The sequence below is a fragment of the Candidatus Accumulibacter meliphilus genome (genome assembly GCF_036625345.1).
Lineage (GTDB): Bacteria > Pseudomonadota > Gammaproteobacteria > Burkholderiales > Rhodocyclaceae > Accumulibacter > Accumulibacter meliphilus.
Map to the genome: position 1 here is coordinate 377,278 of NZ_JAZKTZ010000006.1, position 23,679 is coordinate 400,956.

Sequence of the window (23,679 nt, forward strand, 5' to 3'; positions counted from 1 at the left end):
GCCGATGGCCCTGCTCATCGCCGTCGCGGCCTCGCTCGGCGTGCATGCCTTGTTGCTCTTCGCTCCGGAGTTCGATTTGCCGCCTTTCCCTGAGCCACCGCCGCTACGCGCCGAGCTCAAACCAGCACCAGCGATAGAAACGCCGCTCGAGCCGCCGCCGAAAGCCGCCCTGACCGCCGCCAGCAAAGGACCGGCAAAGCACCGCCAGGCGCGCGCCGCAGCGCGGCCGCCAAAACCGGCGCCGGTGCTGCAAGCGCACGCGTCGCCGCTGGCAGTCGCGGCGCCGGCCATTGACTCACCGCCAAGCACCGCGCCGGCCATTGACCCACCGCCAAGCACCGCGCCGGCAGCTGCAGCGATCGGCCCGCTCGCACTGGCGACGCCTTCGGCAGCAGCCGCGGGCATGCCTGACGCGTCCCGGCTGCCGGCACGCGGGACGATTCGCTACCGCGTCGACCGCGGCGATCAAGGCTTCATGATTGGCCAGTCAACGCACGACTGGGTAGTCGTCGACGGCGTCTACCGGATTACCGCGGTGACCGAGACCAATGGTCTGGTAGCGCTGTTCAAGCCCTTTCGGATCGAACTCGAAAGCCGCGGCACGGTGACCGCTGCCGGGCTGGTTCCCGAACGATTCAGCAGCCGCCGCGAGGGCCGCGCGACCGGCGAACAGGCCGAGTTCGACTGGCAGCAGATGCAGGTGCACGTCGGCCAACGGCCGCCGCAAGCACTGAGCACTGGCGCCCAGGATCTGCTCTCCTTTCCTTACCAGCTGGGACTGCTTCCCGATCTGGCTAGCGGCACCCTGATGCCCGTGGCCACCGGCAAGAAATACGAGCAGTACCGGTTCGAGGTCGTCGGCGACGAGGACGTCGAGACCCCGGCCGGAAGCTTTCGCTCGCTGCACCTGCGGGTAGGCGGCGTTTCGCCGACCGAACTGTGGCTGGCCTACGATCGTTCGCTGCTGCCGGTGAAGATCCTGCATACCGACCACAAAGGCGCCATTTTCGTCGAAATCGCGACGTCCATCGAATTAAGCGAGGAACCATGAGCGCGCATCCTGCCGTAGCACGAGTTAGTCCGGCCCGCATAACAGCAGCCCGTTTCACCCCGGCCATTTTCCATCATGCCCAGAAGCTGCTCTCCGAACTGCTGCGCTCGGAGTTTGCGGCCGATCGCGTGGTTGCCGACTATTTCCGCCAGCATCGCGAACTCGGCCACGCCGATCGCAGCTTTGTCGCTGACGCGGTGTTCACCGTGCTGCGCCGCAAACGTTCCCTGTCCGCGCGCTGCGCCGGCGAGCTGACCTCACGGCGCTTGTTGCTCGCCGCGCTGGCCTGCCTGCAAGGCATGAACCGGCGCGAACTCGACGCGGTGCTGAACGAGGCCGAGAGTCACTGGCTGGCGCATGCGAAAGCCGTGCAAGTCAGCGAGTTGCCGGCGGCCATACGCCTGGATCTGCCCGACTGGCTGCATGCGCTGCTCAGCGAACAATTCGCCGCCGACGAAATCGAGCCACTGGTCGCCGGACTCAATCAGCCGGCACCCCTGGATCTGCGCGTCAATGCCCTCAAGAGCGGGCGCGATGAGGTCCTCGAACGACTACGCACCGACGGGCTGAGCGCCGAAGCGTGCCGCTATTCACCGCTCGGCATCCGCCTGGCCGGCAAGCCGGCGCTGTCACAACACCCCTTGTTCGTCGATGGCAGTATCGAAATCCAGGACGAAGGCAGTCAGCTGCTTGGCTTCCTGCTGCAACCCAAACGGGGTGAAATGGTCGCCGATTTCTGTGCCGGAGCAGGTGGCAAGACTTTGCTGCTCGGCGCCCTGATGCGCTCGCAGGGAAGGCTCTACGCCTTCGACGTTGCCGAACACAGGCTGGCCCGTCTGAAGCCCCGTCTGGCTCGCTCGGGACTGTCGAACGTCCATCCGGTCCGCATCGAATCCGAGCGCGACATCAAGATCAAGCGTCTGGCAGGAAAGCTTGATCGCGTGCTGGTCGACGCGCCCTGCTCCGGCCTCGGCACGCTGCGCCGCAACCCCTACCTGAAGTGGCGGCAGACACCGGCAAGCGTCGCCGAACTGAGCGCCAGGCAGGCGGACATTCTGGCCGCCGCCGCCAGCCTGGTGAAAACCGGCGGGCGCCTGGTCTACGCGACTTGCAGCCTCCTCGAACAGGAGAACGAGGCCATCGTGCGCACATTTCTGGAGCAGCATCCCGAGTTTGTCCTCTGCTCGGCCCAGGAGATCCTTGGCAAACAGGCGATTGCCATCGACTGCGGCGAGCAGCTACGCCTGCTGCCGCACCGCCACGGCACCGATGCCTTCTATGCCGCGGCAATGGAACGGCGAGTGAGCGAGTGAGTGGTAAGCCGGGCACGCAAAAAAAATCCCGCAACTTGAACAGTGCGGGATGCAAAGCCCATCTTCAGAGGATGGGCGTCAGGGAGGATGCCTTGCTTTTCAGTGAGCCCGCTGCAGCGAATCGCTGATACTCAGCCTGGCCCGCGCGTGCAGCATCAGAGGCCGTCGACCACCAAGCGTTCAACGACGTTTGCGACGCCTGCACTGCCAGTAACGTGCGCCGTACCAGACCGCAGTACCTCCGGCGGAGATCAGCAAGGCTTTGAGCAGTTCCATTTCGCCAACGCTGAGCACATCCCAGGCGACGATCCCGACGAAGATACCGATGCCTTCGGAAATCGGGACAGAGACGGGAGGGACAGCCAAAACCTTCAATTACCGGCCGGCGCGTGCTGCAGCGTCTCGCTGCAAGCGACCGCATTAGCGTCCTGTTCAATGCCCACGTGGCACGCGCAAACGGCTTCGCAAGCGAAGAAATGTTGGCGCGTGGCAGCAAAGAACTGCTCGTAGCTGAGCTTTATTTCGATCATTTGGTCTTCCTTTTCCGTCATTCAGGAACAGCCGCCGATGATAGTGATGCGCAGCCGACTCGTCTGCAGTCATTGCGTCAGCTTTCAGTGACGTTTTGTGACAGCGGCCAGGCGAGGGTGAAGCGGGCGCCGCCAAGCGGCGACTCCGCAGCGCTGGCCTGGCCGTGATGTTGCTCCATGACCAACTGCACGATCGCCAGCCCGAGACCGTAACCGCCGGTCGACCGATCACGCGATCGGTCGAGGCGGGTGAAGGGCGAGAAAACCCTTTCGCGCTCGTCCGCCGGGATGCCAATGCCGTCGTCGTCGACATGCACCAGGATTTGCTCGCCGAGCACCTGCGCGCTGACCCGGATTTTCCCTTGCGCATACTTCATGGCGTTGCGCAGCAGATTTGAAATGGCGTGCGGCATCGTCCGGCGATCGAGTTCGACGTAGAGCATCGACGGCAAAGACGCGGTATCGACCTGCAGGTCGAGCTCGCCTTCCAGCAAGCGGCTGGTCTCCACCTGTTCGTCAAGCCAGGTCGCCAGGTCAACGGCGGTGAGCTGCAGATCGGGTTGTTCACGGCCGAAACGCGCATAGGTCAGACTGGCGTCGATCAGGCCGTCGAGTTCATCGAGGTCCGCTTCCATCAAGCGCCACAGGCGCTCGCGATCGGCCGGCACTTCGGAGCCTGCCAGCATCTCGAGGGCAAAGCGGATGCGCGCGATGGGCGTGCGCAACTCGTGCGAAATGGCACTCGACAAGTCTTTCTGCGTGGCAATCAGCCGCTGGATGCGTTCGGCCATGCCGTTGAGGGTCTCGGCGAGCGGTCCGAAAGCGCTGCTGCGCATCGTTGGCGCACGCGCCTCGAAAAGCCCCTCGCCGAGAGCGCGGGCGGTCTGGCGCATGGCTTCCAGGTCGCGCCAAACGGGGTGCACCCAGAGCCAGACGACAATCGCCAGACAGACGCCAATCAGGCTCCAGGTCAGCAGACTGATGCGCAGGTCGAGCGGCATGCCGCGGTGGTACTGGGGATTGCGGTCCGGCGAGATCGGGCCGACGACGAGGACCTGCGAGCTCTGCTTGAGTCGATGATAGAGGATGTCGCCCTGAGCATCGATCGCCAACTCTCCGTTGTCTAGCTTCTCGGCCTGTTTCGGCGGCAGATGCAGCGTCCAGCGCTCGACGATATCGAGCCGGTAGGCAAACTTCTGGTCAAGAGCAGCGATCGCCTGCGGCCATTTTGAACGCGGTTTGCGGAACAGTTCGTCTTCGATCAGAACGATGGTGCCGTGCATGAAGCGGCTGGTGTAATCGTCGGTAATGCCCTTCACCGCTGTCGAAATGACGAAGTCGGCGAAGATGGCAATGGCCACGAACGAACCCATGACCAGCAGGTAGAAGTTGAAGAACAGCCGCGCCAGGCTGTAGCGCTCGCGCCAGGGCGCCGGCGAGTACGGCGCGAGGATCGACAGCAGTTTGCTGCTATTGCCAATCATGCTTGCTGAACAGGTAGCCTTTGCCGCGGACGGTCTTGATCCGTGTCGGGTTCTCGGGGTCGTCACCGAGTTTGCGGCGCAAGCGCGAAATACGCGCGTCGATGGAACGGTCAAGGCCGTCAAAACCGATGCCACGCAGTTCCTGCAACAAATCGTCGCGAGACAGAACGCTGCCGGCGTGGCGAGCAAGCAGCCACAGCAGGTCGAACTCGGCAGTGGTCAGATCGATGCAGTCCGGCCCCAGGCAGGCGGTACGCGTTGCCTGGCTGATATGAAAACTGCCGAAAGTGAGTTCGGCGGGTCTGCTCGCTTCGGCACGCGCATCGGCGCCGCCCGCGCCGACCGGCGAACGGCGCAACAGCGCCTTGATCCTGGCCAGCAACAGACGCGGCTGCACCGGCTTGGCGATGTAGTCGTCTGCTCCCAGTTCCAGGCCAAGGATCTGGTCGAAATCCTCATCACGTGCGGTCAGCATCAGGATCACCCCCTGGTAGCGTGCCCGCACGGCACGGCAGATCTCGAAGCCATCCTTGCCCGGCAGCATGACGTCGAGAATCACCAGATCCGGGTGCTCGGCGAGGATACGTGCCTCGGCAGTGTTGCCATGTCCCTCGACAAGCACTTCGAGATCATTCTTGCGCAGGTACTCGGCAGTGAGTTCGGCGAGGCGCTCATCGTCCTCGACCAACAGGATTCGTGTCTTCATCGCGTAATGATAGCGGGTTGTCGGTGGCGAACAAATGCATGCCGGCGATCAGCGCCCAAACAGCCGGCAGAAACCGGTCATCCATGGCCGGAACAGGACGCCCTCGGGCATGCGTGCGCCCGTTTTGCTCAGCACACTTATTGCCTTACAATCGCAGGTTCGTTCTTTTAAGGGTGTTCAATGTACGCTGGAATCGTCGACTGGCCTTGGTGGGCCTACGTGCTGGCAACGCTGGCTTTGACCCACGTCACCATTGCCTCGGTAACCATTTTTCTGCACCGCCATCAGGCGCATCGCGCGCTCGACCTGCATCCGCTGGCGGCGCATTTCTTCCGTTGCTGGCTGTGGCTGACCACGGGCATGGTGACCAAGGAGTGGGCGGCTATCCATCGCAAGCACCATGGCAAATGCGAAACCGCCGAGGATCCGCACAGTCCCCAGGTGTACGGCATCCATCGGGTTCTGTGGACGGGCGTGTTTCTGTACGTCAAGGAGGCCAGAAATACCGAGACCCTGCAGCGTTACGGTCATGGAACACCCAACGACTGGCTGGAGAATCACCTCTACTCACCGTGGCACAAGCTCGGCGTGGTGCTCTTGCTGGCCATCGACACCGCCGTCTTCGGCGTCTTTGCCGGGCCGCTGATGTGGGCCGTGCAAGTGGCCTGGATTCCCTTCTGGGCGGCCGGCGTGATCAACGGCCTCGGCCATTTCTGGGGTTATCGGAATTTCAGCACCGAAGACGCCAGCACCAACCTCTCGCCCCTGGGCATCCTGATCGGCGGTGAGGAGCTGCACAACAATCATCACGCTTTCCCGACCTCGGCCAAGCTATCGTATCGCTGGTACGAATTCGACATCGGCTGGCTCTATATCAGCATTCTCGCGGCGCTTGGCCTGGCCCAGGTCAAGAAAGTGGCACCGCGACCTCGGCTGGGAACGCTGCGGCCGGTGGTCGACCTCGACACCTTGCAGGCGGTAATCACCAACCGTTACGACGTCCTCTCACGCTACACCCAGTCACTGAAACAGGCCTACCGCGAGGAAATAGGCAAGCGCCAGGACCGCCGTCGTTTCAAGGGCCTCAAGCCCTGGCTGGCCGAACATGTCGGCGACGTCCCGCAGGAATTGCGCGCGCGGCTCGAATTGCTGCGCGGCGAGAGCCGTGCGCTACACACGCTCTACGCCATGCGCCAGGAGTTGGTGGCGGTCTGGGAGCGCTCGAACGCTTCGCGCGAGTATCTGCTCAAGGCGCTGCAGGACTGGTGCGAACGCGCCGAAAACTCGGGGGTCCGCCAGTTGCAGGAACTGTCAATGCGTCTGCGCAGCTACGTTCCGGCCTGACCCAACAAGCCCGATGCGTCTCTCGCTGCAGGCCTGTTTCGGCCTATTAGCCCTGTTTGCTGTCGGGCTGACCGGCGCCGGGCTGCTGATCGGCGAGCTGATGAATCTACAGCCCTGCCCCTTGTGCATTTTTCAGCGTCTGCTCTATCTGCTGATCGCCTGCCTTGCCCTCTGCGGCGTGCTGCTTCCCGGCTGGTGGCGCGCCTGGGGAGTGCTGATCGGCTTGACCGCTACCGGCGGACTGGGCACCGCCGCCTATCAGACCTGGCTGCAGCAGAATCCAGAAAGCAGCATGGCCTGCGGATTTGGCGAGCCGACCGTGATCGAGCAGATCGTCAACTGGTTCGGCGTGCGCTGGCCCGACCTCTTCCTGGCCACCGGCTTCTGCTCGAGCAAGGACTGGGTTTTTCTCGGCCTGTCGATGGCCAACTGGTCGATCGTCTGCTTCCTTGCTTTCATGATCGCTGCCACGCAACTGGTGAGCAAAGGCCAACGGCCCTGAGGGCCGCGCCGCTCGCTCAGGAGCGGCCGCTACTGCCGAAGCCAGCTTCGCCGCGCGCGCTGGCGGCAAAATCCTCGACGACGTTGAACGCTACCCGCAAGACGGGTACCACCACCAGTTGCGCCAGGCGCTCGAGCGGTTGCAGGGTGAAAGCTTCGCTGCCGCGGTTCCAGGTCGACACCATCAGCTCGCCTTGATAGTCGGAATCGATCAGGCCAACCAGATTGCCAAGGACGATCCCGTGCCTGTGACCAAGCCCCGAACGCGGCAGGATCATCGCCGCCAGACCGGGATCGGCAAGATGAATCGCCATTCCGGTCGGAATCAGCACCGTTTCGCCCGGCTGTATTTCTATCGGGGCAGCGATACAGGCGCGCAGATCCAGTCCGGCCGCGCCGCCGCTGGCGTATTGCGGCGGCGTATCGCCCAGCCGCGGGTCGAGCAGTTTGACGTCCACCGACAGCTCGCCTGCGCTGTTCATCACGCCTTCTCCAACAGCAGCGCGATGCGTGCCACGAGCTGCCGCGCGAGGTCAATCTTTGGTGCTGGAGCGAGCGGATGCGGGCCGTCATCGTCGAACAGAATCAACGTGTTCTGATCACCAGCGAAACCGTCCTGGATGAGGTTGCCGACAATCAACGGGATTCTCTTGCCGCGCCGCTTGCTTTCCGCGTACTCGAGCAGATTCTCGCTTTCGGCTGCAAAGCCCACGCACAGTGGCGCCGCGGGCAGCGCGGCGACTTCGCCGAGGATGTCCGGATTGGCGACCAGCTCGATGGTCGGCGGCGAGGCCTGCAGGCGCTTCTTGATTTTCTGCCCGACGACCTGTGCCGGCCGGTAGTCGGCGACGGCCGCCACGGCGATGAAGACGTCGTTCTCGGCGACCAGCTCGAGCACCGCCGCGTGCATCTGCAAGGCGCTGGTCACGGAAACGCGCCCGACTCCCGCCGGACAAGCTAGAGCGACGGGCCCGGAAACCAGCGTCACCTGCGCTCCTGCCTCGTGCGCTGCGCGGCTGATGGCGTAGCCCATCTTGCCGCTCGACAGGTTGGTGATGCCACGCACCGGGTCGATAGCCTCGAAAGTGGGCCCGGCGGTGAGCAGCACCCGCTTGCCGGCCAGCAGCTTCGGTTGAAAGTGCGCGACCAGCGCGTCGCGGATTTCTTCCGCTTCCAGCATTCGCCCCGGACCGCTTTCACCACAGGCCTGGTCGCCACTGCCCGGACCAACGATGAGCACGCCGTCGCCGCGCAGAGTGGCGACGTTGCGCACGGTGGCCGGGTTTTCCCACATCTGCCGGTTCATCGCCGGCGCCACCAGCAAGGGGCAGTCGCGCGCCAGCACCAGAGTGGTGAGCAGATCGTCGGCCAGGCCGTTGGCCAGCTTGGCGAGAAAATCGGCTGATGCGGGAGCAACCAGGAGCAGGTCGGCTGCCCGCGAGAGATCGATGTGCGCCATGTTGTTGGCCACCCGCGCATCCCATTGGTCAGTAAAGACCGGCTGGCCGGACAGCGCCTGAAAAGTGACCGGGGTGACGAAATGCGTCGCCGCCTCACTCATCACTACCTGCACGCTGGCGCCCTCCTTTATCAGCAGGCGGAGCAATTCTGCCGCCTTGTAGGCGGCGATGCCGCCAGTGACGCCGAGGACGATGCGTTTTCCTGCGAGTTCCATGCGCTGTGCTCTTGACCTGATTGGGATTGCTTGGCGGCACATTCTACTGGAGAAGATCGCCCCGAGGTGAGCCGCCACCCGGCAGCGATAGCCGCCCCCGGCTGTTATCACTGCGCTGCGTGCCAATCAGTCGATCAACCCGCCGCTGCGTAGCCGGAGCGAGCGGGCGAGCGGTTCACTTCCGTCCCGGCGGGCGTGGGATAATCGGCCCATGCTCGCCACACCTGCCACACCCGCCACACCGGCAATGACCGCCATCCAGCGGCTGCCCGATCTGCTGATCAGCCAGATCGCCGCCGGCGAAGTTGTCGACCGACCCGCTTCAGCGCTCAAGGAGTTGCTTGAAAACGCACTCGACGCGGGCAGCTCGACGATCCAGATCCAGCTCGAAGAAGGCGGCGTCAAGCTGATCCGCGTCAGCGACGACGGCGCCGGCATCGCGCGCGACGAACTGGCGCTTGCCCTCACCCGCCACGCGACGTCGAAGATCGGCTCGCTCGAGGATCTCGAACGCGTCGGCACGCTCGGCTTTCGTGGCGAAGCGCTGGCTTCGGTCGCCGGTGTCGCGCGGGTCACGCTGACCAGCCGTAGGCGCACCGCTATCGATGATCACGGCGAGCGTGGCAAGCACGGCGACGGCAGCGCAGCAGCGCACGCCTGGCGACTCAGCGCCGAGCCGGGGGCGGCAGCCGAGCCCGCCGCGCTGCTCGCCGGCACGGTGGTCGAAATGCGCGACCTCTACTACAACACGCCGGCTCGCCGAAAATTCCTCAAATCCGACGCCACCGAATTCGCGCATTGCGCCGAGGCGTCAAGCGCATCGCACTGGCGCACCCGGAGGTCGCTTTCACGCTGGCGCACAACGGCCGCGTCAGCCTGCACCTGAAGAAAAGCGACGCCCGCGGCCGTGTCGGGGCGATCCTCGGCGATGACTTTCTGGCCGAATCCCGGCCACTCGACGTGCTCGCCGGACCGCTGCGCGTCACCGGCTTCTGCGCGCTGCCAGCCTACTCGCGAGCACGCAATGACGCCCAGTATTGCTACGTCAACGGCCGCTTCGTGCGCGACAAGCTGTTGGTGCATGCCCTGCGCGAGGCCTACCAGGATCAGTTGCACGGCAGCCGTTACCCGGCCTACTGCGTTTTCCTGGAAATCGACCCGGCGACTGTCGACGTCAATGTGCATCCCCAGAAAACCGAAGTCCGCTTCCGCGATGCACGCGCCGTGCACCAGTTCGTCTTTCACGCCGTGCAGCGTCTGCTGGCCAGTCCGCTGGCCGCCACGACCAGCGCTGAAGCGCAGCAAGCGCCCTGGCCCGAGGAGTCAGCCGCGCGGGCCCCAAGGGCCAACGGCCGAGCGACCGCGCCAGCAAGCGACGGCTCGTCGTACGGCGACCGGCGTACCCTACCAGGGTTCGCTACGCGTCGGCGAGCCGCGCATGCCTGGCACGGCCAACAGCGCCAGCGCCTACCTCGCCTTCGTCGGCACGGCGCAGTCGCCGGATGGCGGCCAGCCCGGCACCTTAGCCGACGCCCCTCCCCCGGAGACCGGCGGCCCGCCACTCGGCTATGCACTCGCGCAACTGCACGGCATCTATATCCTGGCGCAAAACAGCCAGGGCCTGGTGGTGGTGGACATGCATGCCGCCCATGAACGCATCCTCTACGAAAAGCTGAAGCTGGCGCTTGCTGATCAGCAAGTGGCCACCCAGGCGCTGCTGATTCCAGCGGTTTTCAGCGCCGCAGCGGTGGACGTCGCCGCCGCCGAGGAGCACGCCGACGCGCTGCAGCAGCTCGGCTTCGATCTGGCGCCGATGGGCCCTCGTCAGCTCGCCGTCAGACGCGTTCCGGCGCTGCTGCAGGCGCCGACCCGGCAAGCCTGGCGCGCTCGCTGCTCGACGAGCTGCGCGAGCATGACGTCAGCCAACTACTCACCGCCCGCCGCAACGAGTTCCTCGCCAGCATGGCCTGCCACGGCGCCGTGCGCGCCCGCCGCCTGCTGTCGATCGCCGAAATGAATGCCCTGCTCCGGCAAATGGAGGAAACCGAACGCGGCGACCAGTGCAATCACGGCCGTCCGACCTGGACGCAGCTGAGCATGGCCGAGCTCGACCGCCACTTCCTGCGCGGCCGCTGAAGCGTGACGCACAGACAGCTCCGTACAGCTGCCGCCGGCAATCCTGCTGATGGGCCCGACCGCCAGCGGCAAGACGGCGCTGGCCATGGCCCTGGCCCGCCGTTTCCCCGTCGAGCTGATCAGCGTCGATTCGGCGCAGGTCTTTCGCGACATGAATATCGGTACCGCCAAGCCCGACGCCGCGACCCTGGCCGAATTTCCGCACCAGCTGATCGACGTGATTGCACCGACCGAAGCCTACTCGGCGGCACGCTTTCGCGCCGACGCGCTGGCGGCGATGGCCGAGATCAGCGCGCGTGGCCGCGTGCCGCTGCTCGTCGGCGGCACCATGCTCTACTTCAAGGCGCTGCTCGAAGGCCTGGCCGAGCTGCCGCAGGCTGATCCGGCGACGCGCGCAGCGATCGACCGCGAAGCCGCGCGACGCGGCTGGCCGGCGCTGCACGCCGAACTGGCAGAGATCGACCCGGCAACGGCCGCGCGTCTGCACTCGACCGACGCGCAGCGCATCCAGCGGGCGCTCGAAGTATTCCGCCTGAGTGGCCGCCCGCTGTCGGCGCTCCTCGCCGCTGGCGAGAAGCAGACAGCAGCCTACCGAGTTCACCGCCATCGGTCTGCTGCCGTCCGACCGTGCCGTCCTGCACCAGCGCATCGCCGAACGCTTTGCCGCGATGCTAGCCGCCGGCCTCGAAGCGGAAGTGGCCATGTTGCGCGAGCGCTACCCACTTCACGCGGCGCTGCCGTCAATGCGCTGTGTCGGCTATCGGCAGGTATGGGAAGTCCAGGAGGGCCTGCTTCCACACCACGAGCTGCGCGACCGCGGCATCTTTGCCACCCGCCAGCTGGCCAAGCGCCAGATCACCTGGCTCAGGAACACCCTGCGCCCGCAAGATCGTCGACTGCCTCGCGGCCGACGCCGACGAGCGCGTCGCCAGGCTGCTCGGCGGCATTCTGCGCTGAGTGGGCTTGCGGCAGGGTTGGCTGCAATGTGAATTCGACGCGTTTCGTCGCCATGCCAACCGCAGCGCAGCCCTCGTCGCCTAACGAAAGCGGTTGTTCGGTCTGGCGTCGGCGACGCCTACGCCTCACGCCGCGCTGCGCACCTCCTCGATGCTCACCGTCTGCTGCAGGACATCGCGAACCCCATTGCCGATTTCCGTGAGCGTCTGCATTTGCGACACCAGGCCATTCTCGACGTGAACCAGTTCTTCGATACGTTCTTCCAGCGTGTCGGTCGCCTGGTGAATGCGCTTGATGCTCTCCAGCCGGCGCTTGAGCTGGATCTGATGCTCACGAATCTGAATCTCCATCGGCGCCATGATCGCCTTCAACCATGACTCGGCCTCACGATTGGCGTGCTCGAAGGTCTTGCGCACCTGCACCGCAACCTCCTCGAAGAAGCGCTGCGTGAGCTGCGACTTTTCGTGGGTCAGCAACTGGAACATGGTGTTGATGTGGGTGTCGCACCACTGGTCGAGGCGATCGATCTCTTTTTCGTAGCGGCGCAGCGAAAATGCGATTGGCGTACCCAGCTTCAGGCCGTGCTCGACGGCAAACTTCTTGTAGATGACCTCCATCATGGTCGTGATTTCGGCAACCTCGCCGCGCGAGCGGCTGAGGTTGTCACGCGCCACCTCAAAGAAATGCGCCATCGCCGTAGATAGCGTCTTCGAGAAGGTTGCCGCAACCATCGTTTCACGCGTGTTATTGGTCAGCAGGCGCAGCGGGTCCACACCGAGGTGCGCAAAGAGCTTGTTGGTCAGCTGTGAAAAAACGCTGCGCACCGCGTAGTAACGCTGCAAGCCACTCTCGAACTCCTCCTTCTCATGACGCACCTTGCCCATCATGTACTCGACAACACCCTTGTTCTTGCCGCGCAGTTCGGTGAGTTCGACGAGCTGTTCGCGCAAGCCGATGAGGCGCGAGTCGAGCAGACTGCGCGTGCGCAGGTAGCAATCGGCGAACTCGCTGTCGGTATTGTCGCGAACGATTTCCTGCTTGGCCGGAATCAGCTCTTCGGTCAGCGCTCGCTCGAGGTCGGCCAGGCGGCTGCGTTCGAGCAAGGGCTGATCGTCGTTGATCTTGGCCAGCAGCGCCTTCTGGGCAGAGACGGGGAAAATCTGGTTTTCCGGCAGATCCAGCGTCCACGCACAGGTGTCGATCTGTCGGCGAACTTCGGCGTCGATCTCTTGCGGCGACTTGAGTTCGTCCCACAGGCTGTCGATCTTGTTGAGAACAACGATGCGCCCTTTCTTGCGGCCACCCGGCCTGCCGATGTGCTCGCGCCAGACCGTCAGATCGGACTGCGTGACACCGGTGTCAGCCGCCAGGATGAAGAGCACGGCGTGCGCGTTGGGGAGTAGCGACAAGGTCAGCTCCGGCTCGGTACCGATCGCGTTCAGGCCCGGCGTGTCGAGAATCACCAGCCCCTGCTGCAACAGGGGGTGCGGAAAATTGATGATCGCGTGCCGCCAGCGGGGGATCTCGACGTTGCCATGCTGGTCGACGCGAAAGATGGCCGTATCGCCATCCACGATCGAGAAGCCGAGGCCTTCGGCGACCTTGCGGTCGACGCGGATGACTTCGCTGACATGCCGAAGCGCCGCCTGCATCGCCCCCGCCGAAGTGGTGTCGAGCGGGACGATGGTCCACTCGTCGGGAAAGCGCTTGTACTCGCTGATACTGGTATTGGACTCGCGGCTGTCGATCGGCAACAGCTCGATCGACGCCGGCTTGCTGGCGTCGAACATCAACTCGGTCGGGCACATCGTCGTGCGACCGGCGGTCGAAGGCAGAATGCGATTGCCGTAATCGGCAAAAAAGATGGCGTTGATCAGTTCCGACTTGCCACGCGAGAATTCGGCGACGAAGGCCACATGCAGGCGATCTTCACGCAGTTTATCGAGCAATAGCGAGATTCGTCGATCCGTCTGGGCGTCGGAAAGTTCGTTTTCGACGAGCCAGCCGGAAAAGCTGGCGAGCCGACTCGATAGCTCGGAACGCCATTCGCTATAGGCGGCAAGATTTTGGGCGAGCGTCATGGCCAGTTCCAGCGCGGGTGAAAGGTTTTGACTCTATCACAAAAGGCCGAGCAATCAGTGACATGGCATAGCAGCCGCGCGAGGCAGGAAGCGGCGGCGGTCAACGCTGGCAGGCCGGGCAGTAGAAGCTTGAACGGCCAGCCTGCCGGAGCGCGCGTATCGGCGTCGCACAGACCACGCAGGGCTCGGCCTGGCGATCATAAACCGCGCACGAAAGCTGGAAGGAACCGGCGCCGCCATCGCTATGCACGTAGTCGCGAACCGTGCTGCCGCCGGCAGCGATCGATGCCGCAAGCGTCGCACGAATCGCCTCCGCCAGGACTCGGTAGCGCTGCAGGCTGATCCGGCCGGCACGCCGCAGCGGTGAAATGCCGGCGCGAAAAAGGCTTTCGGCAGCATAGATATTGCCGATACCAACGATCAGATGACTGTCCATCAGCAGCGGCTTCACCGGCACCCGCCGCCCGCGAGTGACTGCGTAGAGCCACTCGCCGCAAAAGCCATCCGCCAGCGGCTCCCGGCCCAGGACGGCGAGCGCCGGGTGCGCTTCGACGTCGGCGCCTTCGTGCCAGAGCAGCGCACCGAAGCGGCGCGGGTCGCGCAGGCGCAGAACGGTATGCTTGAATACCAGGTCCACGTGGTCGTGCTTCTGCGCTGGCGTTCCCGGCGGCACCAGGCGCAAACTGCCCGACATGCCGAGGTGAATCAGCAGCCAGCCGCCGCCGCGACTGCTTGCGCAGTCGAGCAGCAGATACTTGCCGCGCCGTAGAATGGCATCAATACGCAGGCCGGCCAGCCGCGCATCGAGTCCGAGCGGAATCTCGTGACGCAGCTTCGGCGTGCGCACGATGGCCCCGACCAGGTATCGCCCAGGCAAATAGGGAAGCAATCCCTGGCGACTCACTTCAACCTCTGGTAGTTCCGGCATTGCTGCTACCTCGAAAAGTCCATAACATGCGCAGCAGGAATTATGACGCAATCTCCCCCGTCCGCTCCTGCAACGGTTTGCAGCCAGCAAGGAAACCATGAAACCGATCATCAGCACTCTCCTCTGCGCCACCCTGTCGCTGGCCCTCGCCATGCCCGCCCAGGCCGCCGACGAAACAGCAGACGGCAAGCAGAACAAAACAATGAAGCAGAACAAGGCGAGTAAGCGCACGCCACAGAGTGCTTTGCCACAGACGCTCGCAGCGCATCCCGAGGCCACCGACAACAAGGAACTGACCGGCCAGATCGTCTATCAGGTACTGCTGGCCGAAGTCGCCTTGCAGCGCGGCCAGATAGAGTTCGCCAGCCAGGCCTACGCCGACCTGGCGGTGCGCACGCGCGACCCCAAAGTCCTCGAAAGAGCCATCGAGGTCGCCGGTTATGCGCGCCGCTTCGAGCGCGTTATCAAACTCGCGCGCTTGTGGGTGCAGGTCGAGCCGGACTCGAAACGTGCACAGCAGGTGCTCGTCGGCGTGCTGGTGCTGACCAATCAGCTGAACGGCCTGGCACCCCGCTTGATCGACATGCTCGCGGCCGACCAGCCGGCACTTCCCGGCAATCTGCTGGCGCTCAATCGGATGTTTGCGCGCAGCCCGGACCGTAAGGCCGTCCTGCAACTGATCAGCACCATCGGCGAGCGCTTTCCAAAGCTTCCCGAAGCGCATTACGCGGTCGCCGTCGCCGCCAGCTCTGCCGGCGCGAACGATCGCGCACTGAGCGAAGCACGGCAGGCGCTCGCCCTGCGCCCGGATTGGCAGATCGGTGCGCTACTCGAGGCGCAGCTGCTGGCTCACAACTCGCCGGCGGAGGCGATTGCCTCGCTGCAGAACTTCGTCGACAAGAATCCGGACGCACGCGAGGCGCAGCTGCATCTGGCGCGCGCTCTGGTTGGCGAGAAACGCTATGCCGAGGCCAAACGCCTCTTCGAGCAGTTGCTGCAAGCCTACCCGGACAACCCGGACGTCGTCTTTCCGGTCGCCATCCTCGCCCTCCAGGAAAATGACAGGACGCTCGCCGAGGCGCAACTCAAACATCTGATAAGCCTCGACTTCCCGGACAAGAGCGCGCCTTACTATTACCTTGGCCAGATCGCCGAGGAAAGCAAGCGTGGCGACGAAGCGCTGGCCTACTATCAGCAGGTGGGCCCTGGCGAACACTATCTACCGGCGCAGATCCGCAGCGCCGCCATCCTCGCCCAGCAGGGCAAGCTCGACGAGGCGAGGAGCCAACTCAGCGCGGCAGCCGCGAGAGACCCGCAAATGCGCGTGCAACTGTTGATCGCCGAAGCGGCACTGCTTCGCCAGGCGGAGCAGAGCGCAGCGGCGCTGGCCTTGCTGGAACATGAACTGGGCGAGCAAGCCGACCAGCCTGAACTGCTCTACGAATCGGCACTGCTGGCCGAGCGACTCGGTCGCCTGGAAGTGATGGAAAAGCGCCTGCGCAAGCTGATCGAGCTGCAACCGAAAAGCGCGCAGGCTTACAACGCACTCGGTTACTCCTATGCCGATCGCAATATGCGACTGGCCGAAGCGCGTCAATTGATCGAAACGGCGCTCCAGTTGGCACCCAACGACCCGTTCATTCTCGACAGCATGGGCTGGGTGCTGTTTCGGCAAGGTGAGCTCGAAAACGCACTGATGCATCTGCAGCGCGCCTATGCGCAGCGCCCCGACGCCGAGATCGCGGCCCACTTGGGTGAAGTGCTGTGGATGCTCGGGCGCACGGACGAAGCGCAGCGCACCTGGAACGAGGCGCTGCAGCGGCATCCGGAAAGCGAGGAGGTCCAGCAAGTGCTGAAGAGGTTCTCGCCCTGACTGCGACTTTGACCTCGCCCTACCCCGTGGTCGAGCACCGCCAGGCGCTTGTTCCACGCCATCCGAGCTGCGGCTGTCCGCCGTGCTGCTTCTTGCGCTGCTCGCATTGACCGCCTGCAGTAGCGCGCCGCCCTCGGCGGAGCGGCCATCGCCCCCAACACGCGACGAGCTGCAGGCTTTCTCACTGGCTGGCCGCTTTTCCTTGCGCCAGGAAGGGCAAAGCCACAGCGGCCGGCTGGACTGGCGACACGCCGAAGAGAGCGATGAACTGCTGCTGTCCTCACCCCTCGGACAAGCCATGGCCGAAATCGTCAGCAGGCCTGATGGCGCCCGCCTGAACAGCGGTGACGGAAAAACGCAAACGGCAGCCAGCGCCGACGAGCTGCTGCAGGCCGTGCTTGGCTACCCCCTGCCCCTGGACAAACTGGCCGACTGGGTACGCGGCCGGAGTCCGCAGGGCGGGACAATGGCCGTCGACGCCTTGGGCCGTCCCCTGCGCCTGCAATACGAAGACTGGCGAATCGCCTACGAGTACGACAGCGACGAGCCACAAGCCCTGCCTGGCCGGCTCTTCGTCGAACGCGAGACGCTCCTTGAACTGCGCCTGCGCATCGACGAGTGGTTGCCGCTGACACCACCAGGCGCCCCCCTCTCGCCGAGCGCCTCGGCCAGCTCGGCGCCTTGACCAGCCGCGCAGACTTCGCCATGACGAACTCCGCCGGCCAGATCTGGAATTGGCAAAGCGTCTATCCGGCGCCCGCCAAGCTGAACCTCTTCCTGCACGTCGTCGGCCGGCGCGCCGATGGCTACCACCTGCTGCAAACGCTGTTTCGTTTTCTCGGGCACGGCGACCGCCTGCGCTTCGCCCCGCGCGCCGACGGCGCCATCCGTCTGGCAACACCATTGCCGGGCGTGCCGCCGGAGAGCGACCTCACCGTTCGCGCCGCGCGCCTGCTGCAGGCGGCAAGCGCTTGCCGAAAGGGCGTCGAGATCAGCATCGACAAGCAACTGCCCATGGGCGGCGGCCTGGGCGGCGGCAGTTCGGATGCCGCGACCGTCCTGCTGGCGCTCAACCATCTTTGGCAACTCGGCTTGCCTCGCCAGCAGTTGCAGGAAATCGGCCTGCAGCTCGGCGCCGACGTACCGGTCTTCATTTTCGGGCGCAATGCTTTTGCCGAAGGGTCGGTGAAACGCTGCAAGCGGTCGACCTGCCGGCGCGCTGGTACCTGGTTCTCGAACCGCCGCTGGCGGTCGCCACGGCCGCCATCTTCGCGGCCCCGGAACTGAAACGCGACTCATTGCCGATCAGCGTCGAGCAATGGCAGCCGGGATTCGGCGGCAACGACCTGGAGACCGTCGCGGCGGCCCGTTATCCGGTGATTGCCGAGCATCTCGCCTGCCTGTCGTCTTTCGCGCCGGCCCGCATGAGCGGCTCGGGGGCCTGTGTTTTCGCCGAGTTCGAAGGCCGCGAGCAGGCCGAGGCAGCCCTCCGAAAAATCCCTGCAAAGCTTCGCGCCTGGGTCGCTGCGGGCCTCGCAGCGCACCCCCTGCGCGAACTGGCGAGCGAATAAGGCGCGCGCAATCAGAAGAATTATTGCTTTTGCACTTCTTTTCCCGAGAAATCCCGGGTACAATGCGCGCCTCGTTCGCCAGCCAGGCGATGCGAGCGACAGCTGGGGAGTCGCCAAGTTGGTTAAGGCACCGGATTTTGATTCCGGCATTCGAAGGTTCGAATCCTTCTTCCCCAGCCACTCTATTTCTGTCAAAGCGGGCAGGCCTCCTTACCTGCCCGTCTTGCTTTATACGGCGCGGCTTCACGGGCGCCTCGGGAAAGCGCAGCATGGCCTACGACAGCCTGATGGTTTTCACCGGCAACGCCAATCCTGCATTGGCTGCCGACGTTGTCAAGCGCCTCAATATCTCGCTCGGGCGAGCGCAGGTGGGTCGCTTTTCCGACGGCGAAATAAGCGTCGAGATTCAGGAGCACGTGCGCGGCATGGACGTGTTCATCCTGCAATCGACCTGCGCGCCGACCAACGAAAACCTGATGGAGCTACTGGTGATGGTCGATGCGCTCAAGCGCGCCTCGGCTACCCGGATCACCGCCGCCATTCCGTATTTCGGTTATGCCCGCCAGGATCGACGCGTACGCTCGGAGCGGGTGCCGATTGCCGCCAAACTGGTCGCCGACCTGCTCACCGCTGCCGGCGTACACCGCGTACTGACCATGGACCTGCACACCGAGCAGATCCAGGGCTTCTTCAACATCCCGGTCGATAACATCTATTCGCTGCCGATCATGCTGGGCGATGTCTGGAAGAAGAACTTCGACCATCTGATGGTCGTCTCGCCCGACGTCGGCGGCGTAGTGCGCGCACGCGCGCTGGCCAAGCGTCTCGAGTGCGACCTGGCGATCATCGACAAGCGGCGCCCGAAAGCGAATGTTTCGGAAGTGATGAACATCATCGGCGAAGTCCAGGGACGCACCTGCGTGATCATGGACGACCTGGTCGACACCGCCGGGACGCTGTGCAAAGCGGCAACCGCGCTCAAGGAAGATGGCGCCCGGCACGTGGTCGCCTACTGCGTCCACCCGGTACTCTCGGGCAAGGCCGTCGAGCGAATCAACGCTTCCGATCTCGACGAGTTGGTAGTCACCGACACCATTCCGCTGCGCGAAGACGCGCGGAACTCGCCGCGCATCCGGCAACTGTCGGTCGCCGAAGTGATGGCCGAAACGATTCGTCGGATCAGCAACGAGGATTCAGTTTCGTCCTTGTTCATCGAATAGGACAGCGAGCGCGCCGAGCGCCGTCAGATCCATTTTCCACCCCTCGCCTGGTCGCGGGCGGGGTTGTGTTTCAACCAGGAGTTGTCCATGAAGTTTGAAATTGAAGCGCGCAAGCGCACTTTGCAGGGGTCCGGAGCGAGCCGCCGCCTGCGCCGCGAAAACCGGGTCCCGGCCATCGTCTACGGGGGCACGAGAGATCCGCTGATGATCGACATCGACCACAACGAAATCCTGCTCAACCTGCGCAAGGAAGGCTTTCGCTCGTCGGTTCTGACGCTCAAGCTCGATGGCAAGCGCCAGCAAGCCTTGCTGCGCGACGCGCAGGTGCACCCCTGGAAGCCGCTGGTCCTGCACTGCGACTTCCTGCGGGTAGACGCTACCCATACCATCGAGCAGCGTATCCCGCTGCACTTCCTGAACGGCGAAATCGCCCCCGGCGTCAAGCTTGAAGGTGGCGCGGTCGCCGCAGCACTCAACGACATCGAAGTCAGCTGCCTGCCGCAGGACCTGCCGGCATTCATCGAAGTCGACCTCAAGGAACTCAGCATCGGCGACATGATTCACGTTTCCGAACTCGTCTTCCCCGACAAGGTCACGCCGGTGGTTTCCGGCGACGACCAGGTCGTCGTCTCGATCATCGCTCCGAAGGTTGTCGAAGAGGACGAGGTCGAAGGCGAAGAAGAGGAAGGCGCCGCAGCAGCCGACGAGGACGACAAGGCCGAATAGTTCGATAGTTCGAATAGTTCGAATCGTTCGAACTGGCCGGCAGCCTGGCGTCCCGCCAGACCCAGGCCGCCGTCCGGCACTCGCTGCCCACGGCGGCCTTTTCTATTAACGGTGCAATCGATGTCATGCCCCCACCCCGCCTGATTGTCGGCCTCGGCAACCCCGGCGGCCAATACGAAGACAACCGGCACAATGTCGGCTTCTGGTTCGTTGACCAGCTTGCAGCCCGCCTGCGCGCACCGCTGGCAGCACAGGGGAAGTTCCTTGGTCGCGTTGCGCGCAACGGTGAACTGTGGCTGTTGCAGCCGATGACCTTCATGAATCTCTCCGGCCAGGCGGTCGCTGCGCTGGCCCGCTTCTACAAGATTGCCGCCGAGGAAACCCTGGTCGTCCATGACGACCTCGACCTCGAACCGGGCAGCATCCGTCTCAAGCAGGGCGGCGGCAACGGCGGGCACAATGGCCTGAAAGACATTCAGGCGCGCCTGGCGACGCCGGATTTCTGGCGCCTGCGCCTGGGGATCGGTCATCCCGGCGAGCGCGCCGAAGTCATCAACTATGTCCTCAAGGCGCCTCGACGCGAAGAACAGGAACTGATCGACCGCGCCCTCGACCGCTGCCTGCTGGCCTGGCCCGATCTCGCCGTCGGCGACTACGCGGCCGCGCAACGCCAGCTGCACGTCAAGACCGTCTCACCATAGGAATCCGAGCATGAGCCTCAAATGCGGTATCGTCGGCCTGCCCAACGTCGGCAAATCGACCCTCTTCAATGCCCTCACCAAAGCGGGAATCGCCGCCGAGAACTACCCTTTCTGCACCATCGAGCCCAACGTCGGCATCGTCGAAGTGCCCGATCCGCGCCTCGCGCAGCTGACCGCCATCGTCAAGCCACAGCGGGTACAGCCCGCGATCGTCGAGTTTGTCGATATCGCCGGGCTGGTCGCCGGGGCCTCGAAAGGCGAAGGCCTGGGCAACCAGTTCCTGGCCAACATCCGCGAGACCGACGCCATCGTCAATGTCGTACGCTGCTTCGACGACGAAAACGTCGTCCATGTCTCGGGCCGCGTCGACCCGCTTTCGGACATCGAAACGATCATGACCGAACTGGCGCTCGCCGATCTGGCCGCCGTCGAACGCACGCTCAACCGCGAGGGCAAGAAAGCCCGCTCCGGCGACAAGGAAGCGCAACAACTGGTCGGCGTCCTCGAACGCCTGCTGCCACACCTCAACGAAGGCCATCCGGCACGCACGCTGGCGCTTTCCGAGGACGAAAAAACCGTGCTCAAGCCGCTCTGCCTGCTGACCATCAAGCCGATGATGTACGTCGGCAACGTCCTCGAAGACGGCTTCGAGAACAACCCCTATCTTGATAGCCTGGGCGCCCATGCCGCCAGGGAAGGCGCGCCGGTGGTCGCCCTCTGCGCCAAGATCGAAGCCGAACTCGCCGATCTCGACGACGCAGACAAACAGGACTTCCTCGCCGACCTCGGCCTCGAAGAACCCGGCCTGAACCGCCTGATCCGCGTCGGCTACCAGCTGCTTGGCCTGCAGACCTACTTCACCGCCGGCGTCAAGGAAGTCCGCGCCTGGACCATTCACGTCGGCGATACCGCCCCGCAGGCCGCCGGCGTCATCCACACCGACTTCGAACGAGGCTTCATCCGCGCCCAGACCATCGCCCTGGCCGACTTCATCACCTACAAGGGCGAACAGGGCGCCAAGGAAGCCGGCAAGATGCGCGCCGAAGGCAAGGAGTATGTGGTCAAGGACGGCGATGTGTTGAACTTCCTGTTCAACGTCTAAGCAGAACTCTGGATTTCGCCGACCGTCAGCGGACGATCAAAGCGTTGGCGATTGCGTGAGCGCTCGGCGCTTCGATCAACGCTTCGCGAACGGCAGCGGCATCGGCAACCGCGCTTTAGCCATCAACAGGAGCATGTCTTCCACTCGGCTCCGCCAGGGAGGAGATAGCCCTCGGGGACGATTGAATTACCGATGACGGACTCTTACAATTCACGGAGTGACTTTGCCGAGGAACGAGCATGAGAAGCACAATTACCGAACGCGGACAAACGGTGGTTCCAGCCGAGATTCGGCGGCAGTTTCACTTGAGCCCGAGCGATCGCCTAGAGTGGGTCGTGGATTCACAGGGAATTCGAGTTGTGCCGGTACGGGCAAACCCGATCGCGGCTTTTCGCGGCCAAGGCAAAGGCGGAAGCACACAGCGCCTACTGCAGGATCGCAAAGAAGAACTGGTCGGCGAATGATTACGTATTTGCTTGACACCTCCGCGCTCCTGACCTTGCGAGACGACGAGCCGGGCGCAGCCCGGGTGGCGGACTTGCTCGAACAGGCACAAGCGAGGACAGTGCAATGTTTCGGCTCGTTCATGTCGCTGATGGAAGTGTTGTATCGCGTCTGGCGCGACGAAGGCGAGGCTGCCGGCCGCCTGGCCCATGAACAGTGTCTGGCGCTTCCCGTTGTCTGGACGCATGAAACGCCGGACTTGCTGAAAAAAGCCGCCGCGATCAAGGCAACTTGCCCCCTATCGGTCGCGGATGCCTGGATTGCCGCATCGGCGATCGAGCAAGGAGCCGTGTTGATCCACAAGGATCCGGAGTTCAAGGTGGTGCCGGTACGCCAGGAACTGCTGCCATTGAAAGAAAAGTAGTTCCCGAGCAAGACAGGCAAAGTGCGCTTCGTCGCGCCGACCCTGGCACACCGAACGACGGCGGCCGGTCCAGCGACCCACGCTTCGTCCAATGAAACCTTGCTCTCGGGCCGCGGTAGCGAGAGGAGATGGTCTCGTTCCTGACCTGAGTTGGAGAATTTCGTACGGCGCCCAAGCCTGGATGCGCAGGTGCATCCAGCCAAGAACCGGGTCGAGCAGATACCAGTACAGGCGAGTGGCCTGTGCCGGTTGCCGGAAAGTGTGACGCAGATTCCCGCGCCCTGGGCGCGCGAGGGAAGCCGCTTCACGCTGTGTTGTGCGAGGCGTTGACGCTTGGCGTTGCCACCGACGATATCGTCGGTCTTGGCGGCCGCTCGACTGCTGGGCGAATGCAGTCGCAGACTGTGGCGGGTGATCGACCATCACGTGCGCCAGGCGCGCGCCCGGGAGCGTCTTGCCGGCGTTCGCGCTATCGGCGTCGATGAGACCGCCCGAAAGCGCGGCCAGACGTACGTCCCTGTTTTTTATGATCTTGATGAACAGCGCTTGCTGTTTGCGACGCCCGGTCGCGACAAGGCTTAAGAAACGGAAGCAGGCGGATCGCGGTAGGGGCATCGTGAATGGTACGCCATTCGGCCCGAACCCGCAGGGTGCAAGCTCTTTGCCGTACCATAGAGTCTTCCCAAGCGAAACGACACAGGGATCTCCATGAACGCATTCCTTACTCGATCTATTTTCGCCCTCGCGATCCTCCTGATCAGTCCATCGCTCTTCGCGCAATCCGCCAATCCCACGCTGACCGTCGACAGTGAGCGCGGCAGTCACAGTCTCAGCCTCGACGAGTTGCGTGACAGTCTGGAAACACGCGAGATCGAGGTCATCAATCCGGATCTGGGGCGACCGGTGAGCTAC

General features: G+C 64.0%; 22 protein-coding genes, 1 tRNA gene and 3 pseudogenes. 18 read left to right on the forward strand and 8 right to left on the reverse strand.

The features are described from left to right. The first annotated feature begins 4 nt into the window (after positions 1–4). Positions 5–1,051 carry a DUF3108 domain-containing protein gene (locus tag V5B40_RS14710; RefSeq protein ID WP_332355195.1) on the forward strand — a complete coding sequence of 349 codons (1,047 nt, stop codon included), beginning with the start codon at positions 5–7 and terminating at the stop codon, positions 1,049–1,051. Then, positions 1,048–2,364 carry an RsmB/NOP family class I SAM-dependent RNA methyltransferase gene (locus tag V5B40_RS14715; protein ID WP_332355196.1) on the forward strand — a complete coding sequence of 439 codons (1,317 nt, stop codon included), beginning with the start codon at positions 1,048–1,050 and terminating at the stop codon, positions 2,362–2,364. Before V5B40_RS14710 ends, V5B40_RS14715 begins: the two co-directional genes overlap by 4 nt. Positions 2,365–2,544: 180 nt before the next feature. On the opposite strand, the gene V5B40_RS14720 is transcribed toward V5B40_RS14715, so the two are convergent. The 4 genes from V5B40_RS14720 to V5B40_RS14735 all read right to left on the reverse strand — a co-directional run bounded on the left by V5B40_RS14720 (position 2,545) and on the right by V5B40_RS14735 (position 5,084). Continuing rightward, a complete protein-coding gene (locus V5B40_RS14720) occupies positions 2,545–2,730 on the reverse strand; it encodes a hypothetical protein (RefSeq protein ID WP_332355197.1) in 186 nt (61 codons plus the stop codon). Positions 2,731–2,735: 5 nt separating this feature from the next. Then, complete coding sequence (locus V5B40_RS14725) at positions 2,736–2,894, reverse strand: hypothetical protein (protein ID WP_332355198.1); 159 nt, start codon at positions 2,892–2,894, stop codon at positions 2,736–2,738. Between the two features lie 77 nt (positions 2,895–2,971). Continuing rightward, the gene (locus V5B40_RS14730) at positions 2,972–4,378 is read right to left on the reverse strand and encodes an ATP-binding protein (protein WP_332355199.1); all 1,407 of its coding nucleotides are present in this window, start codon (positions 4,376–4,378) and stop codon (positions 2,972–2,974) included. Beyond that, on the reverse strand, positions 4,365–5,084 hold the full coding sequence (locus V5B40_RS14735) for a winged helix-turn-helix domain-containing protein (RefSeq protein ID WP_332355200.1): 720 nt from the start codon (positions 5,082–5,084) through the stop codon (positions 4,365–4,367). Before V5B40_RS14735 ends, V5B40_RS14730 begins: the two co-directional genes overlap by 14 nt. Before the next feature lie 180 nt (positions 5,085–5,264). On the opposite strand from V5B40_RS14735, the gene V5B40_RS14740 reads away from it, so the two are divergent. Together V5B40_RS14740 and V5B40_RS14745 are read left to right on the forward strand one after the other, a co-directional pair. Then, the gene (locus V5B40_RS14740) at positions 5,265–6,428 is read left to right on the forward strand and encodes a DesA family fatty acid desaturase (protein WP_332355201.1); all 1,164 of its coding nucleotides are present in this window, start codon (positions 5,265–5,267) and stop codon (positions 6,426–6,428) included. Positions 6,429–6,441: 13 nt separating this feature from the next. Continuing rightward, on the forward strand, positions 6,442–6,930 hold the full coding sequence (locus V5B40_RS14745; RefSeq protein ID WP_332355202.1) for a disulfide bond formation protein B: 489 nt from the start codon (positions 6,442–6,444) through the stop codon (positions 6,928–6,930). 16 nt (positions 6,931–6,946) lie between these two features. Here the strand turns inward: V5B40_RS14745 and dut are convergent, their stop codons facing one another. Both dut and coaBC read right to left on the reverse strand, forming a co-directional pair. Continuing rightward, entirely contained in the window at positions 6,947–7,411 is a 465-nt protein-coding gene (gene dut, locus V5B40_RS14750; RefSeq protein ID WP_332355203.1) for a dUTP diphosphatase, read from the reverse strand. Beyond that, complete coding sequence (coaBC, locus tag V5B40_RS14755; RefSeq protein WP_332355204.1) at positions 7,411–8,604, reverse strand: bifunctional phosphopantothenoylcysteine decarboxylase/phosphopantothenate--cysteine ligase CoaBC; 1,194 nt, start codon at positions 8,602–8,604, stop codon at positions 7,411–7,413. The genes dut and coaBC overlap by 1 nt, the downstream gene beginning before the upstream one ends. Positions 8,605–8,851: 247 nt before the next feature. Between coaBC and mutL the strand changes: the two are divergent. After that, positions 8,852–10,740, forward strand: a pseudogene (mutL, locus tag V5B40_RS14760) (DNA mismatch repair endonuclease MutL). A 49-nt stretch (positions 10,741–10,789) separates the two neighbouring features. Further along, a pseudogene (miaA, locus tag V5B40_RS14765) lies at positions 10,790–11,697 on the forward strand (tRNA (adenosine(37)-N6)-dimethylallyltransferase MiaA). A gap of 125 nt (positions 11,698–11,822) precedes the next feature. Here miaA and V5B40_RS14770 read toward each other — a convergent pair. Next, entirely contained in the window at positions 11,823–13,778 is a 1,956-nt protein-coding gene (locus V5B40_RS14770) for a dynamin family protein (protein ID WP_332355205.1), read from the reverse strand. A gap of 100 nt (positions 13,779–13,878) precedes the next feature. Continuing rightward, positions 13,879–14,706, reverse strand: coding sequence for a bifunctional DNA-formamidopyrimidine glycosylase/DNA-(apurinic or apyrimidinic site) lyase (mutM, locus tag V5B40_RS14775; protein WP_332355206.1), 828 nt, complete (start codon positions 14,704–14,706; stop codon positions 13,879–13,881). A 97-nt stretch (positions 14,707–14,803) separates the two neighbouring features. Here mutM and V5B40_RS14780 point away from each other — a divergent pair, with 97 nt between their 5' ends. From V5B40_RS14780 to V5B40_RS14835, 12 genes and pseudogenes are all read left to right on the forward strand, one after another. After that, positions 14,804–16,579, forward strand: a complete 1,776-nt coding sequence (locus tag V5B40_RS14780; protein WP_332355207.1) for a tetratricopeptide repeat protein — start codon at positions 14,804–14,806, stop codon at positions 16,577–16,579. Positions 16,580–16,661: 82 nt separating this feature from the next. Further along, on the forward strand, positions 16,662–17,264 hold the full coding sequence (gene lolB, locus V5B40_RS14785; protein ID WP_332355208.1) for a lipoprotein insertase outer membrane protein LolB: 603 nt from the start codon (positions 16,662–16,664) through the stop codon (positions 17,262–17,264). A gap of 20 nt (positions 17,265–17,284) precedes the next feature. After that, positions 17,285–18,150, forward strand: a pseudogene (gene ispE, locus V5B40_RS14790) (4-(cytidine 5'-diphospho)-2-C-methyl-D-erythritol kinase). 103 nt (positions 18,151–18,253) lie between these two features. Further along, positions 18,254–18,330 (forward strand) — tRNA-Gln (locus tag V5B40_RS14795). Positions 18,331–18,419: 89 nt separating this feature from the next. After that, positions 18,420–19,370: a ribose-phosphate pyrophosphokinase gene (locus V5B40_RS14800; RefSeq protein WP_169065162.1), complete on the forward strand. Its 951-nt coding sequence runs from the start codon at positions 18,420–18,422 to the stop codon at positions 19,368–19,370. An 87-nt stretch (positions 19,371–19,457) separates the two neighbouring features. Continuing rightward, complete coding sequence (locus V5B40_RS14805) at positions 19,458–20,096, forward strand: 50S ribosomal protein L25/general stress protein Ctc (RefSeq protein WP_332355209.1); 639 nt, start codon at positions 19,458–19,460, stop codon at positions 20,094–20,096. A 125-nt stretch (positions 20,097–20,221) separates the two neighbouring features. Beyond that, entirely contained in the window at positions 20,222–20,797 is a 576-nt protein-coding gene (gene pth / locus V5B40_RS14810) for an aminoacyl-tRNA hydrolase (protein ID WP_332355210.1), read from the forward strand. 10 nt (positions 20,798–20,807) lie between these two features. Then, complete coding sequence (gene ychF, locus V5B40_RS14815) at positions 20,808–21,899, forward strand: redox-regulated ATPase YchF (RefSeq protein WP_332355212.1); 1,092 nt, start codon at positions 20,808–20,810, stop codon at positions 21,897–21,899. Positions 21,900–22,138: 239 nt separating this feature from the next. Next, positions 22,139–22,363: an AbrB/MazE/SpoVT family DNA-binding domain-containing protein gene (locus tag V5B40_RS14820; protein ID WP_169065165.1), complete on the forward strand. Its 225-nt coding sequence runs from the start codon at positions 22,139–22,141 to the stop codon at positions 22,361–22,363. Between the two features lie 8 nt (positions 22,364–22,371). Beyond that, positions 22,372–22,767 carry a PIN domain-containing protein gene (locus V5B40_RS14825; RefSeq protein WP_332355213.1) on the forward strand — a complete coding sequence of 132 codons (396 nt, stop codon included), beginning with the start codon at positions 22,372–22,374 and terminating at the stop codon, positions 22,765–22,767. A 333-nt stretch (positions 22,768–23,100) separates the two neighbouring features. Then, positions 23,101–23,349 carry a transposase gene (locus V5B40_RS14830; protein ID WP_332355214.1) on the forward strand — a complete coding sequence of 83 codons (249 nt, stop codon included), beginning with the start codon at positions 23,101–23,103 and terminating at the stop codon, positions 23,347–23,349. Positions 23,350–23,475: 126 nt separating this feature from the next. Next, positions 23,476–23,679: hypothetical protein (locus tag V5B40_RS14835; protein WP_332355215.1), on the forward strand; the 204-nt coding region annotated here is incomplete at its 3' end.

What these genes read in the sequence shown, in the direction of transcription:
- V5B40_RS14735 (WP_332355200.1), bottom strand. Translation starts at nt 5,084, where the DNA reads ATGAAGACACGAATCCTGTTGGTCGAGGACGATGAGCGCCTCGCCGAA.
- V5B40_RS14805 (WP_332355209.1), top strand. Translation starts at nt 19,458, where the DNA reads ATGAAGTTTGAAATTGAAGCGCGCAAGCGCACTTTGCAGGGGTCCGGA.
- V5B40_RS14780 (WP_332355207.1), top strand. Translation starts at nt 14,804, where the DNA reads ATGAAACCGATCATCAGCACTCTCCTCTGCGCCACCCTGTCGCTGGCC.
- ychF (WP_332355212.1), top strand. Translation starts at nt 20,808, where the DNA reads ATGAGCCTCAAATGCGGTATCGTCGGCCTGCCCAACGTCGGCAAATCG.
- V5B40_RS14710 (WP_332355195.1), top strand. Translation starts at nt 5, where the DNA reads ATGGCCCTGCTCATCGCCGTCGCGGCCTCGCTCGGCGTGCATGCCTTG.
- V5B40_RS14745 (WP_332355202.1), top strand. Translation starts at nt 6,442, where the DNA reads ATGCGTCTCTCGCTGCAGGCCTGTTTCGGCCTATTAGCCCTGTTTGCT.
- V5B40_RS14800 (WP_169065162.1), top strand. Translation starts at nt 18,420, where the DNA reads ATGGCCTACGACAGCCTGATGGTTTTCACCGGCAACGCCAATCCTGCA.
- V5B40_RS14820 (WP_169065165.1), top strand. Translation starts at nt 22,139, where the DNA reads ATGAGAAGCACAATTACCGAACGCGGACAAACGGTGGTTCCAGCCGAG.
- coaBC (WP_332355204.1), bottom strand. Translation starts at nt 8,604, where the DNA reads ATGGAACTCGCAGGAAAACGCATCGTCCTCGGCGTCACTGGCGGCATC.
- V5B40_RS14770 (WP_332355205.1), bottom strand. Translation starts at nt 13,778, where the DNA reads ATGACGCTCGCCCAAAATCTTGCCGCCTATAGCGAATGGCGTTCCGAG.
- V5B40_RS14715 (WP_332355196.1), top strand. Translation starts at nt 1,048, where the DNA reads ATGAGCGCGCATCCTGCCGTAGCACGAGTTAGTCCGGCCCGCATAACA.
- dut (WP_332355203.1), bottom strand. Translation starts at nt 7,411, where the DNA reads ATGAACAGCGCAGGCGAGCTGTCGGTGGACGTCAAACTGCTCGACCCG.
- V5B40_RS14725 (WP_332355198.1), bottom strand. Translation starts at nt 2,894, where the DNA reads ATGATCGAAATAAAGCTCAGCTACGAGCAGTTCTTTGCTGCCACGCGC.
- V5B40_RS14730 (WP_332355199.1), bottom strand. Translation starts at nt 4,378, where the DNA reads ATGATTGGCAATAGCAGCAAACTGCTGTCGATCCTCGCGCCGTACTCG.
- mutM (WP_332355206.1), bottom strand. Translation starts at nt 14,706, where the DNA reads ATGCCGGAACTACCAGAGGTTGAAGTGAGTCGCCAGGGATTGCTTCCC.
- pth (WP_332355210.1), top strand. Translation starts at nt 20,222, where the DNA reads ATGCCCCCACCCCGCCTGATTGTCGGCCTCGGCAACCCCGGCGGCCAA.
- V5B40_RS14740 (WP_332355201.1), top strand. Translation starts at nt 5,265, where the DNA reads ATGTACGCTGGAATCGTCGACTGGCCTTGGTGGGCCTACGTGCTGGCA.